The organism is Granulicella rosea (genome assembly GCF_900188085.1).
Lineage (GTDB): Bacteria > Acidobacteriota > Terriglobia > Terriglobales > Acidobacteriaceae > Edaphobacter > Edaphobacter rosea.
Genome location: NZ_FZOU01000001.1, coordinates 844166 through 858864, shown reverse-complemented (window position 1 = coordinate 858864; position 14699 = coordinate 844166). Strand labels below are relative to the sequence as shown.

General features: G+C 62.9%; 18 protein-coding genes. 4 read left to right on the top strand and 14 right to left on the bottom strand.

The window, feature by feature from the left end:
• Positions 1 to 132: 132 nt before the first annotated feature.
• Both glyS and CHB87_RS03840 read right to left on the bottom strand, forming a co-directional pair.
• Entirely contained in the window at positions 133 to 2244 is a 2112-nt protein-coding gene (glyS, locus tag CHB87_RS03845) for a glycine--tRNA ligase subunit beta (RefSeq protein ID WP_089407042.1), read from the bottom strand.
• Between the two features lie 129 nt (positions 2245 to 2373).
• A complete protein-coding gene (locus tag CHB87_RS03840) occupies positions 2374 to 3333 on the bottom strand; it encodes a glycine--tRNA ligase subunit alpha (protein WP_089407041.1) in 960 nt (319 codons plus the stop codon).
• Between the two features lie 92 nt (positions 3334 to 3425).
• Between CHB87_RS03840 and CHB87_RS03835 the strand changes: the two genes are divergently transcribed.
• Complete coding sequence (locus tag CHB87_RS03835) at positions 3426 to 3767, top strand: hypothetical protein (protein WP_089407040.1); 342 nt, start codon at positions 3426 to 3428, stop codon at positions 3765 to 3767.
• A gap of 1 nt (position 3768) precedes the next feature.
• Here the strand turns inward: CHB87_RS03835 and recO are convergent, their stop codons facing one another.
• The 6 genes from recO to CHB87_RS03805 all read right to left on the bottom strand — a co-directional run bounded on the left by recO (position 3769) and on the right by CHB87_RS03805 (position 7015).
• Positions 3769 to 4530: a DNA repair protein RecO gene (gene recO, locus CHB87_RS03830; protein WP_089407039.1), complete on the bottom strand. Its 762-nt coding sequence runs from the start codon at positions 4528 to 4530 to the stop codon at positions 3769 to 3771.
• Between the two features lie 3 nt (positions 4531 to 4533).
• Positions 4534 to 4983 carry a DUF1569 domain-containing protein gene (locus CHB87_RS03825; RefSeq protein ID WP_176441564.1) on the bottom strand — a complete coding sequence of 150 codons (450 nt, stop codon included), beginning with the start codon at positions 4981 to 4983 and terminating at the stop codon, positions 4534 to 4536.
• A gap of 145 nt (positions 4984 to 5128) precedes the next feature.
• A complete protein-coding gene (locus CHB87_RS03820) occupies positions 5129 to 5389 on the bottom strand; it encodes a 4Fe-4S dicluster domain-containing protein (RefSeq protein WP_089407037.1) in 261 nt (86 codons plus the stop codon).
• 117 nt (positions 5390 to 5506) lie between these two features.
• Positions 5507 to 5959, bottom strand: a complete 453-nt coding sequence (locus CHB87_RS03815; protein WP_089407036.1) for an NUDIX hydrolase — start codon at positions 5957 to 5959, stop codon at positions 5507 to 5509.
• The gene (locus tag CHB87_RS03810; RefSeq protein ID WP_089407035.1) at positions 5952 to 6140 is read right to left on the bottom strand and encodes a hypothetical protein; all 189 of its coding nucleotides are present in this window, start codon (positions 6138 to 6140) and stop codon (positions 5952 to 5954) included. Before CHB87_RS03810 ends, CHB87_RS03815 begins: the two co-directional genes overlap by 8 nt.
• Positions 6137 to 7015 carry an inositol monophosphatase family protein gene (locus tag CHB87_RS03805; protein ID WP_089407034.1) on the bottom strand — a complete coding sequence of 293 codons (879 nt, stop codon included), beginning with the start codon at positions 7013 to 7015 and terminating at the stop codon, positions 6137 to 6139. Before CHB87_RS03805 ends, CHB87_RS03810 begins: the two co-directional genes overlap by 4 nt.
• A gap of 63 nt (positions 7016 to 7078) precedes the next feature.
• On the opposite strand from CHB87_RS03805, the gene CHB87_RS03800 reads away from it, so the two are divergent.
• Positions 7079 to 7729 carry a YdeI/OmpD-associated family protein gene (locus CHB87_RS03800; protein WP_089407033.1) on the top strand — a complete coding sequence of 217 codons (651 nt, stop codon included), beginning with the start codon at positions 7079 to 7081 and terminating at the stop codon, positions 7727 to 7729.
• Between the two features lie 8 nt (positions 7730 to 7737).
• Here the strand turns inward: CHB87_RS03800 and CHB87_RS03795 are convergent, their stop codons facing one another.
• From CHB87_RS03795 to pheA, 5 genes are all read right to left on the bottom strand, one after another.
• Positions 7738 to 8667: a VWA domain-containing protein gene (locus CHB87_RS03795; RefSeq protein ID WP_245817794.1), complete on the bottom strand. Its 930-nt coding sequence runs from the start codon at positions 8665 to 8667 to the stop codon at positions 7738 to 7740.
• Positions 8668 to 8769: 102 nt separating this feature from the next.
• A complete protein-coding gene (locus CHB87_RS03790) occupies positions 8770 to 9216 on the bottom strand; it encodes a molybdenum cofactor biosynthesis protein MoaE (protein WP_089407031.1) in 447 nt (148 codons plus the stop codon).
• Positions 9207 to 9464, bottom strand: coding sequence for a molybdopterin converting factor subunit 1 (moaD, locus tag CHB87_RS03785; RefSeq protein WP_089407030.1), 258 nt, complete (start codon positions 9462 to 9464; stop codon positions 9207 to 9209). Before moaD ends, CHB87_RS03790 begins: the two co-directional genes overlap by 10 nt.
• Positions 9465 to 9553: 89 nt before the next feature.
• The gene (lon, locus tag CHB87_RS03780) at positions 9554 to 12001 is read right to left on the bottom strand and encodes an endopeptidase La (RefSeq protein ID WP_089407029.1); all 2448 of its coding nucleotides are present in this window, start codon (positions 11999 to 12001) and stop codon (positions 9554 to 9556) included.
• A gap of 182 nt (positions 12002 to 12183) precedes the next feature.
• Entirely contained in the window at positions 12184 to 13011 is an 828-nt protein-coding gene (gene pheA, locus CHB87_RS03775; protein WP_089407028.1) for a prephenate dehydratase, read from the bottom strand.
• Between the two features lie 174 nt (positions 13012 to 13185).
• Between pheA and CHB87_RS21780 the strand changes: the two genes are divergently transcribed.
• Positions 13186 to 13335 carry a lmo0937 family membrane protein gene (locus CHB87_RS21780; RefSeq protein WP_142988195.1) on the top strand — a complete coding sequence of 50 codons (150 nt, stop codon included), beginning with the start codon at positions 13186 to 13188 and terminating at the stop codon, positions 13333 to 13335.
• Between the two features lie 86 nt (positions 13336 to 13421).
• Positions 13422 to 13757, top strand: coding sequence for a CsbD family protein (locus CHB87_RS03770; protein ID WP_089407027.1), 336 nt, complete (start codon positions 13422 to 13424; stop codon positions 13755 to 13757).
• A 45-nt stretch (positions 13758 to 13802) separates the two neighbouring features.
• Here the strand turns inward: CHB87_RS03770 and CHB87_RS03765 are convergent, their stop codons facing one another.
• A complete protein-coding gene (locus tag CHB87_RS03765; RefSeq protein ID WP_089407026.1) occupies positions 13803 to 14672 on the bottom strand; it encodes a UbiA-like polyprenyltransferase in 870 nt (289 codons plus the stop codon).
• Positions 14673 to 14699: the final 27 nt, after the last annotated feature.

Below are 14699 nucleotides of genomic sequence, written 5' to 3'. Positions count from 1 at the left end.
GCGGGAATGACAAACAAGAAAGGCAACGGCGATCGATTCGCCGTTGCCTTTGCTCTTGCCCTTCTTGCTCTGTCTCTCTTGTTTGTCATCCTCGAAGAGGATCTGCTTTTCGCATCTGAATCGCAACAGACGCTAACCCGCCGTGACAATCTCCGAGAACTCCGCGATCCCGGAAAAGTCGGCCAAAACTTTCTGCAACAAGGCAAGCCGGTTGGCGCGAATCTCCGGCTCCGGGGCCATGACCATCACAGCCTCGAAGAACGCATCGACCTGCGACCGCAATGTCGCGATGGCTTCGAGCGCAGCCTTAAAATCGCCGGCAGCGCGCAGCCGCTGAACATTCCCCGCAAGGATCGCGGAGTGCTCCGCAAGCGCCTTCTCGGACGGGTCCGTCAAAAGGCTATCGTCGACCGAAGCGGCAGCCGCGACGGACTTCTCCGCCGCCTGCGCAAGAATATTCTTCATGCGTTTGAAAGCCGCGCTGACTGCCGCAAAGTCGTCACTCGAACGAACGGCGCTCACCGCCTCCGCCCTCGCAACGGCATCGCGCGGATCGTCAGCGCCAACGGCGAGCACCGCCTTCACCACGTCATACGCCTGCCCCTTCGCCTCGCGCAGGAAGAAGTCCAGACGCTCCGCAAAGAATGCCTTCAGTTTCGCCGCAACCTCATCCGAAGGAGAAGCCGCGGCAATCACCTCGCTCAGCGTCAGCGGAAGCTGCGAGTCGGCGAGAATCTTCACAATCGAGTTTGCCGCACGGCGCAGCGCGAAGGGGTCCTTCGACCCCGTGGGCTCAAGCCCAAGCGAGAACATGCCAGCAATCGTGTCGATACGATCCGCGATCCCGAGCAGGCAGCCCTCGGCCGTCGATGGAATGCGGTCCTCCATCGAGGCCGGCGTGTACTGGTCATAGATCGCGGCGGCGGTAGTCTCACTCAGTCCCGCGGCACGCGCATACAGCCCGCCGATAATACCCTGAAGCTCGGTAAACTCCTTCACCAGCTCGCAGGTCAGGTCCACCTTGGCGAGCTTCGCCGCGTCGAGCAGAGCTTCGGAATGGAACGCAAATCCTTTGCCCGAAACAGCCGCGCCGAGCTTACCGGAAACCGTAACAACCCGGCTCGACTTCACTGCGTAGCTGCCAAGGTCTTTCTGGAAGGTCACGTTCTCAAGCAGATCAACCCGCTCCGCGAACGGCGTTCGCTGGTCGAACTCCCAGAAGAACCGCGCATCGTTGAACCGCGCCCGAAGCACACGCGCATTGCCATGCTGGATCGTCACCGCCGCACGCTCATCCGGCACGGTGTTTAGTACCGCGAGGAAGTGAGCCGCGAGCTTGCCTTCCTTGTCCTCGACCGCGAAGTAGTTCTGGTGGTCGCGCATCACCGTGACGAGCACCTCTTCGGGCAGGGTCAGGTACTCGGGGTCGAAGGCGCCGGCGATCACTGACGGCCACTCCGTCAGGTGCGTCAGCTTGTCGACCAGCGCGTGATCCTCGCGCCAGCGGCAGCCCGCGGGCGACTGAATCGTCCGGCAGACATGGTCGAGCGCCTTGCGGATGGTGTGGCGGCGCAGCTCCACATCGGCCATCACAAAGGCCTCGTTCAGGGTCGCGGCGTAGCTTGCGGGCGACTTGACCTGAACCGGCGCCGGCCCCTGCAGCACGCGGTGGCCGTAGGTCACGTCCGACGCCGTATAGCCGCCGAACTCCACCGGCACAATCGCATGGCCGAGCAGCGCAACCAGCCAGCGCACCGGACGCACGAAGCGGTCCGGATTCGACGGACGGCCCGGACGCCAGTGCATATTCTTCGGCCAGTAGATCGCCGAAAGCTCCTTCGGCAACTCGGCCGCAATCACCTCGGCGGCGGTACGGCCGGGCTTCACGGTTGTCGCGGCGATGTATTCGCCCTTGGGCGTCTGGATGACCTTCAGCTCTTCGACCGCGATGCCAGCCTTCTTCGCAAACGCGATGGCCGCCGGCCCCGGTGCTCCGTCCTTGAACGCAATCTTCGTCGCAGGCCCGGTAAGTTCCTCGGCGACGTCGTCCTGCCTCTCGGCAACATGGTGGATGAGTACGGCGAGACGGCGCGGGGTGGAGAAGCTCTTCGCCGCCGCTCCTGCCGGGATGAGGCGTTCGCGTTCGAGCAGTGCAACGGTGCGGCGCAGCAACTCCGCCTCGGCGGCGGCGATCATGCGCGCGGGGATCTCTTCAAGACCGATTTCAAATAAAAACTCAGACATTTGTTATTCCCAATCTCACTAATTCCGGCTTCGCCGGAGATACACGGCGACCGATGAACCGCGCCAGCGACTCGAATGCCCACCCTAGAACCACGTCACCAAACTGCTCAATCATGCATTCGAGCATCGTTACACTTCCCTGGAAGGCATAGCCAACGCTTCACCCTGTGCCGCGTAAGCCTTGGCCACACCCACGACCAGAGTACGAATCCGCGCCATCACGCCCACGCGCTCGGTCACCGAAATAGCTCCACGAGCATCCAGCAGATTGAACAGGTGCGAGCATTTCAGCGCCAGTTCGTAGGCTCCAAGCACTGGGAAGCGCAGCTTCTTCAGTTCGTCCATCTCGACAATGGATTTGGCCTGTTCGAGCAGCCCCAGGCACTCGGCCTCATAGAGATTCAGGTGCTCCCACAGCTTCGGCACGTCGGCATAGTCGAAGCCATAGGCCGAGTACTGCTGCTCCTCCGGCAGACGAATGTCGCCATACGTGACCTTGCGACCAGTATCCGGCTCGACCGCCCAGACGATGTCGTAGATCGAATCCACATCCTGCAGGAAGCCCGCGATACGCTCCAGCCCATAGGTAATCTCGCCGCAGATCGGGTCCAGATCCATGCCGCCGCACTGCTGGAAGTAGGTGAACTGCGAGATCTCGAGGCCGTCCAGCATCACCTGCCAGCCGACGCCCCAGGCGCCGCCCACCGGCCACTCCCAGTTGTCCTCTTCAAACTTCAGGTCGTGTTCGCTCAGGTCGATCCCGATGGCCTCGAGCGATTCCAAATACATCTCCTGGATGCGCACCGGTGGCGGTTTCAGGATCACCTGAAACTGCGTGTGGCGGAAGAGCCGGTTGGGGTTTTCGCCGTAACGTCCATCGGCCGGCCGCCGCGAGGGCTGCGCATAGGCGATGCGGACCGGCTTCGGCCCCAGTACGCGCAGGAAGGTGTCGGGCGACATCGTACCCGCGCCGACCTCGACGTCGTACGGCTGCTGGAGCACGCAGCCCCGCTCCGCCCAGAAGGTCTGGAGCTTGAAGAGGAGTTGCTGGAAGGTCAGGGGTGTTTGCTTTTCTGCAACGGACTGCATCGGTTCTCCAATTACTATCGTCTGGTCGATTCTAAACGGATGAAGCTGTCCTTTATCGGCTTTCGATCGCGGGGCTATACATGAAGTGCAAAGTGATTCTTTTGATCGTCTCGGTCGGAATGTACGGCGTGGGTTGCAGAAGCGCTGAACTGAGGCCATCCCATTACCCGGCGGGGGTTCCCGCTAAAGCAATTTGGGCGGGAGGCGCCGATGGTGGCGCCTACATTTACTGCTCCATCGACGACGTTCATGACGCCAACGATTGCACCGTCTGGAACGATTCGACCGGCGAAATCGTGGAACAGGGGAAATACAGGCTCGTCCGCCACAATCGGGGAGCGAAAGCAGCGGAGCTGGATTATTCATTTGCGGACTTTGGGGGGACCATCGGTTTGAAGAACAATCTCGTACTCAAGCGCACTACGCTTCCCTGAATCACGCCCGCCCCAAAGCCCGCGCGCTGCGCAGCTGCCGTTCCAGATGCCGCTCCAGCGTGTCGATGGCGAACCGCCGCAGCTCCGCCCCGCGCACCTTCGGCCAGTCTTCCTGAGCTAAACCCGCGACCGTTCCGCGGAACATCCGCTGCGCCTCCGCGACCGACGCGGCAGAGAGCGGGTGGCTGTTCGCGCGGCGGTCGTCGTAGCAGGTCACGCCGTCGGCGTTCGGAGAATACCACACCGTCTGCCCGCGCAGGTCCTCCCCGCAGACGACGCACTTGCCCAGCTCCGGCATCCAGCCCATCAGGCGGTTCATCCACAGGCAGAAGTACGTGATCGGCATCCAGACGCGGCCGATCTGAAGCTCGTCCAGCACGGCCAGCGCCAGCCGGAAGACGGCGTCCTCGGGCGCCTGCTCGGGCAACGCCTCTTCGAGGATCTCGGCGATCATCTGCAGCGCCGCCGTGCGCGCGTAGTCGATCGGCCGGGTCAGCGGCGAGGTGATGATCTCGAAGGCATCCAGCCGGACGAGATCCTGCGCGATGTGATTTCGCGGGCGCTCCGCGTAGGTCGCGCGAACGTGCGTCATCGGCTCCAGCGCGCCACCGAAGCGGCGGCGGGATTTCATCGCATGGCGCGCGACACCCTTGATGCGGCCCTGCTCGCGCGTGAAGATGCTGACCAGCAGGTCGGCCTCGAGGAACGGCCACGAACGGAGGACGATCGCCTCGCCGATATGGGGGATGGTGCGGTCGGCCATGCGTCAGCGTCCAAACTGACGCAGGTGATGGTCGGTGTGCAGATAGCCCCAGCGCATCCAGTCCTCGGTGGTCATACGTCCGAAGAACGGGTGCGGCGCGGCAATCTCCCGGCGGTCGGCAAACTGCAGCATCTTCGCCTGCACACCCACGCGGTCGTCGACGTGCGAGACCGGCGCAGGGCAGCCGGAGATCTTCAGCTCCAGCGGAGCCGGTACGATCTTGGGCCACGCCGTAGGAACCGAGAGCGCCAGCCACTTGATGAACGGGCCGGGAATCGGCGGCTTGACCGGCGCAACCGAACGCTCGCCCAGCGGCGCCGAGAATGCCTCGCGCAGATGGCATACCATCTGGCCGACCGACATCCGGCCCCAGCGTGGAGCGTCCGCCGGAGTCAACTCGGCGAGGCGGCCCTGCAATTCGCGGAGATCACGCGGTTGAGCAAGCGTTTTCATGGGCGCTCCTTCGCCGCGGACAAATCCGCGTGGGAGACATTCTACGCATGGCGCCATACGACCCGCATCCTGAATTCCTTGCACATATTCCCGGAATGGAAAACGCGCAGCCACAAAGGGCTGCGCGTCCTGGAACAAGCGAAAACTAGCGGCCGAAGTGAGCGGCGTTCTTATCCTGGAAGGCAGCCCACTTTTCCGGCAGATCGTCGCCGGCGTAGATGGCCGAGACCGGGCAGACCGGAACGCAGGCGCCGCAGTCGATGCACTCGACCGGGTCGATGAAGAGCTGTTCGGAGTCGCCGTGCCCGGACTCATCCTTCTTGGGGTGGATGCAATCCACCGGGCAGGCGTCCACACAGGCTGTGTCCTTGGTGCCGATGCAGGGTTCCGCAATCACATATGCCATCTGGTAAATCTCCCTTATTGGTTCAAATCTCGCCGACTGAAACTGTCGTTAGAAGACGATTCTAGCAGGACTCAGCAGCCCCGCCCAACCCGAATCTTACGGTATACCTCTTCCCTGTCAACCAGGGCGCTTCGCGGCCGCGATCGCGTTCAGCCAATCGTGCAAATCCTCAGGAAATACGCGCTCTTCCGCAACTTCAAGCTGCGGAGCGGACCACCACCGCAGCTCCTTCATGATCGCGATTTCGGACTCAGTCAGTCCGATAAGACGAGGCTTTTCGCGCTCACAATCGGCCTTGAAAAAGTAGTCCGTATTGGCCCGCAACTCGCCTTCGTGCTCGAAGACATTCTCCTGAATCCGGATCGGTCCTTCGACCTCGAGCGTCAGTCCAAGCTCTTCCTGAAGCTCGCGCACGGCGGCCTGCATGGGCGTCTCGCCCGGTTCGATCTCGCCACCCGGCGCAGCCCAGAAGACGAACTCGCCGCCGGGCCGCGGGATGACGAAGCGGATCAGCAGCACCTCGCCCGCCGGGTCAAGCACCAGCACGCGAGCGGTATGGCGCCTACGCACGGGTCTGCCCGTTCGGCTTCTGCGCGATCAGCCACAGCCCCAACGCCAGCATCGCGCCGGCGGCAATGTAGTGGATGACAGTTTGCGGGCCGCCGCGTGGGACCCGGGAGAACACGTTGATGCCGCCAAGCAGAAGCAGAAGGAGCCCCAGCAACCGCTGCCGTACGACCCCGGACTTCACTGGCCCTCCGCGGCTTCGCGCCTCGCCTTGAACTCCGCAGGCGTCGGGATCGGCGTCAGCTCGCGGCCTGCGAACATCTCCTCGAACAGCGTCTTCATCTCGTCGAAGATCAGCCCGTTGGTCGCGAAGACCTCCCTGCTATCGAGCGTGAACTTGCCGCCGTCGAAGTGGCTGATCGTGCCGCCGGCCTCGGTCACCAGCAGCGAACCGGCGCTCGTGTCCCACGGATTCAGCTTGAACTCCCAGTACCCGTCCAGCCGGCCGCAGGCGACGTACGCCAGATCGAGCGCAGCCGAACCGGCCCGCCGCACCCCATGCGACCGCAGCGTGAACTCCTGATAGAAGTGGATGTTCGGGCTCTCGTGCCGCTTCTTCGACGGGAAGCCCGTGCCGGTCAGCGCCTCCTGCAGGTGGCGCGTCTTCGAGACATGAATCTGCCGCCCGTTCAGCCACGCGCCCTTGCCCTTTTCGGTCACGAAGAGCTCGTCGCGCAGCGGGTCGTAGACGACTCCGGCGACGATCTCGCCGTCCGCGTCCGGCGCCAGCCCCTCCGCGCGTTGTTCCAGCCCCAGCACGACGCAGAAGGCCGGGAAGCCATGCGCGAAGTTCGTCGTGCCGTCGAGCGGATCGACGTACCAGCGAAACTCGCCGTCCAGCCGGTCGCGCGTGCCTTCTTCGCCGTAGATTCCATGTTCGGGAAACGCCTCCAGCAGCCGCGAGACGATCAGCTTTTCGCTGGCGCGGTCAGCCTCGGTGACCAGGTCGACATCGCCCTTGTACTCGGTCGCGACGCCACGTTCGTAGAAGCTCTTGAGCAGCGCGCCGGCTTCGATGGCGATCTCGGCGGCAGTATTGGCGTATTCAAACGGTCCCATGCACTTACTTTACCTTTGGCGGCGAAGTTCGCATATCCTGTTGTGAATTGCGGGGGTAGACCGATGCCGACCGAAGTCCTCAATGCCACAGCTCTGAATTCCAAGATCGACGCCTATATCGACAAGGCGCAGCCCTTCGCCATCCCCATCCTGCTGCACCTGCGCAAGCTCATCCACAAGGCGTGCCCGGAGGTGAACGAGACCATCAAGTGGAGCCGTCCGTTCTTCGAGTACAAGGGCGTCATCCTGTGCAACATCTCCGCCTTCAAGGAGCACTGCAGCTTTGGCTTCTGGGGGCAGGAGATGGCCGCCATCCTGACCGAAGCCGGCGCCCTGCAGGATGGCGCGATGGGCTCGCTCGGCCGCATTACCAGCCTGAACGACCTGCCCGCCGACAAGCTCATGCTCGGCTGGATCAGGCAGGCCGCGGCCTCCATCGAAAAGGGCGAGTACGTCAGCCCGATGGCCTCCAGCAATCGCGTCGTGAAGGCCCCCAAGGAGGCCCTCACAATACCACCCGCCTTCGACGCCGCGCTGAAGACGAACAAGAAGGCCGCCGCGGCATTCGCGGCGTTCAGCCCAAGCTGCAGACGCGAGTATATCGAGTGGATCGCCGACGCCAAGCGCGACGCCACCCGCGACAGCCGGATCGCCACCGCACTGGAATGGATCGCCGAGGGCAAGCAGAGGAACTGGAAGTATCAGAACGGCTGAGCGGGAGTTCAGCGCTTCGCGTAGTACCCCGTCCGATACCGCAGCGTGTATTTGCCGCGCAGCGCCGGGTCCTTCATCCGGATCTTGATCGTCCGCAGCGAATCGTCGTGGCCGTGATCCGGCGCGTAGTAGCCCACGGTGTACTGCGTCCGCAGGTCTTCGGAGACCTTGGCGTAGGCCGGCGCCAGGTCCTTGGCGTCCTGGACGTAGTAGTACTTGCCGCCGGTGTCGTCGGCCATCTGGATCAGCGCGTGCTCGCCGCCGGTGTTGCGGCCGGCGTCGGCCCAGATGGGCACGACGATCAGCGAGTAAACCATGACGCCCGCGCGCTGGGCGCGTTCGATGGCCTGCGGATACCGTGTGCCGTTCTTAACAGTGTCGCCGCCATCGGTGATCATCACCAGCACGCGGCGGCGGCCGGCGGCCTCGGAGGTTGTCGCGAGGCGGTCCGACGCGAGATAGATGGCGTCGAAGACGGCCGTGGCGGAACCGCGCTCCAGTTGGTTCAGACCCTCTTCAATTCGCTTCTTGTCGCCGGTGAAGGAGACGATCTCGTGCACGGTGTCGGAGAACTCCATCAGATCCAGCTCATCCTGATCGCGGAGGAGCGCGCGGACGAACTTCTTTGCCGCCTCCTTCTCCAGATGCTCGTCGCGCAGCAGGCTGCCGCTGGTGTCGATCGCCATCACGATCGAGAGCGGCGTGGTGGACTCCTTGTCGAAGAAGGCGATCTTCTGCGGCTTGCCGTCTTCGAGCACCTCGAAGTCGTCGCGGGTAAGGCCTCCTACCGGTGCGCCCTTTTCGTCGGCCACGTTCAGCGCGACGTTGACCAGGCGGGATTGCGTGCGGATGGTCTGGGTAGGCAGATCCTGATTGAGCGACGGATCGTGGCGGACGATGGGAGCCTGGGCGTGGGCGCATGTGGCAACCGCGAACAAGCCCAGGGCTAAAGCCCTTTTCCATCGGGTACGCGAGTTCATGGGGCTAAAGCCCCATGCTTCCACCTGAAGCGCTTTGTAGCCCTCATTCAGCACGGTAGCTTATTCCTGCGCTCCAATCGCAATCTGCTCGGGAAACGGCTCGCCATCCGCCCACACGGCGCCATCGACAAACGTCTCCTTCTTCCAGATCGGCACCTGCTTCTTGAGCGTGTCGATCAGCCAGCGGCAGGCGTCGAAGGCGGCGCCGCGATGCGCGCTCGCCACCACGATCAGCACGCTCGACTCGCCGATCTCGAGCCGTCCCAACCGGTGCAGCAGAGCCACATCCCGCACGGCAAACTTCGTCACAGCCTCGGCCGCGAGCGCCTGCATCTGATCGAGCGCCATCTCCCGATAGGCCTCGTAGTCGAGATAGAGCGTCTGCCGTCCGCGCGTGTTGTTGCGCACGATGCCGTCAAAGACGCACACCGCGCCGTCCGCGCCAGCCTTGATCTCCGCCAGCACCTCGTCCGTCGGCAGCACGCTGTCGAGTATCTCTACGCGCATGGGCTGCCTCCGCTTACCGGTGGCAGCAGCGCGACCTCGTCCCCATCCTGCAGCATCGTGTCCATCCCCGCGTACTCGCGATTGACCGCCACGGCGAGCGAGCGCCACGGCGACGTCTGATTAGACGTGGTTTTTTGCAAAAGATTCACCAGCTCGCCGACGTTCGCCCCGCCGGGGAGCTCGACCTGCGTCTGGCTGGTTTGGAAGAGTTCTTTCAGAACCCCGAAGTAGAGGACATCGATATGCACCTAGCTATGGTATCAACCCTTAAATGGAGAAAGCCCCACGGCAGGCGCGAGACCTCCGCGCCGATCGTGGGGCAAGCCTCCGTTACAGTTTAGGCCGTCGCGCTCAGAACCTCTTCGCGCAGCTCCTCCGCCTTGACCACCTCGATAACCGTCTTCGGCAATGCAACCGCCAGGACGTCCTCGATGTGCGTCGCATAGTGGATCGCGATGCCAGCCGTCTGCTCCGGCGTCAGATCCTCGTCCACCTGCTGCTTGCAGTCGACCGGCAGAATGACGTCGCGAACCCCGGCGCGCTTGGCCGCAAGAAACTTCTCCTTGATGCCTCCGACCGGCAGTACGTTTCCGGTCAGCGTGATCTCGCCGGTCATGGCGAGCAGCGGCCGGATCGGCTGGTCGGTCAGCAGCGACACCAGAGCCGTCGCCATGGTGACGCCGGCCGAAGGTCCATCCTTCGGAATCGCGCCGGCCGGCACGTGGATGTGCAGATCGACGTCTTTGGTGAAGTCCGCGTCGAGGCCGAGCGACTCGGCGTTCGACCGAACCCACGTCAGCGCGGCCTGCATCGACTCCTTCATCACATCGCCGATCTGACCGGTGATGGTGAAGCTGCCCTTGCCCTTCATGCGGCTCGCCTCGATGAAGAGAATGTCGCCGCCCGCTGGCGTCCAGGCCAGACCGACCGCCACGCCCGCACGCTTCGTCCGCTCGGCGATCTCCGTGTCCACACGCACCTTGATGCCGCCCAGGAACTCGTGGATGATCTCCGGCGTGATGACGATCTTTGCGCCGTGACCCTCCGCGATCTTGCGCGCCACCTTACGGCAGACCGTGCCGATTTGCTGTTCGAGCTTACGTACGCCAGCCTCGCGGGTGTAGTGCCGAGCCACCAGAGCAGCCGACTCACGCGGGAACTCGATATTCTCCACCGTGATGCCGTTCTCCTTGATCTGCCGTGGAATCAGGTACTTCTCGGCGATCGCGACCTTCTCCTCCTCGGTGTAACCGGTCAACTCGATGATCTCCATGCGGTCGAGCAGCGGACCCGGAATCGTGTCGAGCTGGTTGGCCGTGCAGATGAAGAGCACCTTCGAAAGATCGAATGGCTGGTCGAGGTAGTTGTCCCGGAAGGTTGAGTTCTGCTCCGGATCCAGCGTCTCGAGCAACGCGCTCGCGGGGTCGCCACGGAAGTCGCGGCCCAGCTTGTCGATCTCGTCCAGCATAAACACCGGGTCCTTCACCTCTACCCGCTTCAGGTGCTGGATGATCTGGCCGGGCAGCGCGCCGATGTACGTCCGGCGATGTCCGCGGATCTCCGCCTCGTCGTGCATGCCGCCGAGCGAGATGCGCGAGAACTTGCGGTCCAGCGCACGTGCGATCGAACGGCCCAGAGAGGTCTTACCGACGCCCGGAGGTCCAACAAAACATAGGATCGGCCCCTTCATGTCCGGCTTCAGACGGCGGACGGAGAGGTAGTCCAGAATGCGGTCCTTCACCTTCTTCAGACCATAGTGATCCTCGTCGAGGAACTCCTTCGCCTTCAGGATGTCGACCTCACCGGCGCTGGTCTTCGCCCACGGCAGCACGGCCAGCCACTCCACGTAGTTGCGCGTGAGTGAATAATCCGCCGCTGCGGGGTTCATCCGGCTCAGACGCGCAAGCTCCTTCAGAGCGTCCTTCTTGGTCTCCTCCGGCATGCCGGCGGCTTCGATCTTCTCCCTCAGCTCGGCGATGTCCTTCTGGGTGTCGTCGAGGTCGCCCAGCTCCTTCTGAATCGCCTTCAACTGCTCGCGCAGATAGTAGTCGCGCTGCGAGGACTGCACCGAATCCTGCACCTCGGACTGAATCTTGTTGCGTAGCTGCTGGACTTCGAGTTCCTTGGCAAGATGCTGGTTGATGCGTTCAAGGCGCGCCACAACCCCTGCCAATTCAAGCAGTTCCTGCTTGTCGACCGTGGTAAGGAAAGGCAGCGAGGAGGCGATGAAGTCCGCCAGGCGGCCCGGCTCGTCGATGTTGATCGCGATCGTCTGCAGGTCGTCCGAAAGCGTCGGCGACGAGGTGACGATGGTCTGGAACTGACTCACGACATTCCGCTGCAACGCCTCCAGCTCCGGCGACTTCTCCGGCTCCGCCTCCTCGATGACCTCATACTCGGCCATCATGAACGGCTGCATCTGATTGAACGCGCCAAGACGCACGCGCTGGTTGCCTTCGGTGAAGACGAAGAGGCTCTGATTCGGCATCTTCACGACCTTGTGAACGGTCGCACGGGTGCCGATCGCATACAAATCAGGCGGGTTAGGGGTGTCGAGCCGCGCGTCGCGCTGGGCGACGACAAGAATCGTCTTCTCCTCGCCAAGCGACTGGATGAGCTGAATGGAGCTCTCCCGGCCCACGGTGAGGGGGAGAACGGCGTGCGGAAACAGTACGGTATCGCGTACCGGAAGTACGGGTACCGCGGAGCTGCCGCCCTCGATGTGGCTGACGACCTCTCCGGTCTTTGCTGTCGGCTTGATGACGCTTACGAAATCGCTTGGCATGTTGAGTGTCCTTCTATCAAGTTATCAGCTATTCGATGCAGCAACTTTACACGAAGTCGCAAACCGATGCTTCCGCTCAATATTTAGACGCAGATGAGACCGGGCGCAGCTTATCATTTTCCCGTTATCGGCGGGAGCGGGAGCAGGCTTGAATCCATCTGAAACAGGACTTTGGTCACGGCTCACGCCGCCGGGTAGCGCCCCAGTTCCTTGAACTGCTGCGTATGCCGCCGCAGCCCCTCGAGCGCGCCCTCGAGCTGCGGGATGCTCTCGAACCGCGCGTCCACGTAAAAGACGTACTCCCACGGGCTGCCGTGGACGGGGCGGGACTCGATTCGGGTCAGGTTCAGCCCTGCGCTGCGAAACTCCTCGAGCGCCTGCATCAGCGTTCCGGGGCGGTGCTCGACCGAAAAGGCGATGGAGACCTTATCCGGATGGGCCGGAACGGGCGCGGTGTCCCGTTCGAGCAGGTAGAAGCGGGTGTAGTTTTCGGCGTGATCCTGAATGTCGGGCACGAGGATCTCCGCCCCGTACTGCCGCGCGGCGAGCGCTGGAGCGACCCCGGCCGTATCGCGGAGTCCCTGCGCCATCAGGTGCTTCACACTGCCGGCGGTGTCGTAGAAGGGTACGGCTTCGATCCGCGGCGCGTGCGCGGCCAGCCAGCGGCGGCACTGCGAGAGCGCCACCGGATGCGAGAGCACCCGGCGGATATCCGCAAGCGAAACGCCCGGCATCGCGATGACATTGTGGCGGATGTGGATCAGGCTCTCGCGTCCGATGTGGATCGGATGGTCGAGCAGCAGGTCGTAGTGCTCGGCGACCGAGCCGTGCAGGCTGTTCTCGATCGGCAGGACGGCCGCGTCCACATCGCCCGCGATCACACGTTCGAAGACCTCGGCCGAAAGCGCGCATCCGACGATCTCGATCTGGCCTCCGGCGATGCCAGGCATAGCCAGCGCCGCCATATGACTGTTCGAACCGAGTTCACCCTGAATTGCAATCCGCCGCATTCCTGCACTCTCCCTCTACAAACTCAACCTGCATTTTACAGTCCTGTACAACTCGATGTTGATACCGCGCCTCTTACCACATGGCGCGGGTTGCCGTCGAACGGATCGACAGCCTGCAACAAGTTGAAGGCTTATGGCAGATTCGATTGCCGAGCCACCCACGGGAGATACGACATGCTTTGGACGATCACGGTAATCCTCTTCATCCTTTGGCTTCTTGGAATCGTCAGCGGTTACACGCTCGGCAGCTGGATTCACGTTCTGCTGGTCCTTGCGATCATCGTGCTGATCTTCAACCTGCTCTCCGGCCGTCGCGCGTTATAGCCTCGGCCGGCAGCACGGGGTGGACGCCGGGCTTGCGTCCACCCTTCTACTTCTTACATCGGATGTAACTCTGTTGGAGGCATAACGTGGCAAAAGAAAATGTAGAAGGCGCAATCGATAAGATCGTAGGCAAGGTAAAGCAGAAGACTGGCGAGGCGATCGGCGACCAGAAGCTCGCGAACGCGGGCGCGGCCCAGCAGGTAAAGGGTAGCGCGAAAGAAGCCGCCGGAAGCGTGAAGGATGCTACAAAGCGCGTCGCGAAGCCCAAAGCGACGAAGGCCAAGATCGAAGCGGAAGAGACCGGCGCGCATCTTCGCGACAATATCGTCGCGGGCGCGGAGCGGGCCAGCGAAGCCGTCAAGCATGTCGTGCATCGCATCGAACACCCGCATGATGAGCGGGATATTCGACAGGTACAGTAGAAAATTTCAAGTATGAGAAAGGCCCACCCTCAGCGGTGGGCTTTCTTATGCGCGATGCGCCAGCACCGCCGCCGCAAACGACAGAAAGAACACCACCGAGATAATCCCGTTCAACGTGAAGAATGCCGCGTTCATCCGGCGCAGATCGTGCGGCGAGATGATGCTGTGCTCGTATGCCAGCAGCAGCGTCACGACGCCGATGCCCGCGGCCGCGGGCCATCCCAGGTGAAAGAGCACGACCAGCCAAACCATGAACACCACCGCCAGCAGGTGCATTCCGCGCGCGAGCCAGAAGGCGCCTTCGAGCCCAAAGGCCTGTGGGACGCTGTTCAGTCCGACCTTGCGGTCGTGTTCGAAGTCCTGGCAGGCATAGAGCATGTCGAAGCCGCCGACCCACAGGATGACCACCGCCGTCAGCACGACGATGCGCGGATCGAGCGAGCCCCGCACCGCGACCCAGGCCGCCGAAGGCGCGATGCCCAGCGCGAGCCCCAGCACCAGGTGCGACCAGCGTGTGATGCGCTTCATATAGCTGTAGGCCAGCACCACGATCAGCGCGATGGGCGAGAGCTTGAGCGTCAGAGGGTTGAGCATCGCCGCACCCAAGAAGAAGATCAGCGAGCAGACGACCACGAAGCCGCCGACGAACTTCGAGCTGAGAGCTCCGGCGGGGATGGCTCGCATCGCCGTGCGCGGGTTCGCGGCGTCGAGCTCCGCGTCCGCCAGCCGGTTGAAGGCCATTGCCGCCGAGCGCGCCGAGACCATGCAGACGACGATCCACAGCAGCGCGCGCAGCGTGGGAACGCCCTGCGCGGCAAGAACGGCGCCGGTCAGCGCAAAGGGCAGGGCGAAGATGGAATGCTCCCACTTGATCATCTCGAGGGTGGTCGCGGTGCTTTTCGTCAGTGAAGCCATGCTTCTATGTTAGCGGATGGGCGAAGA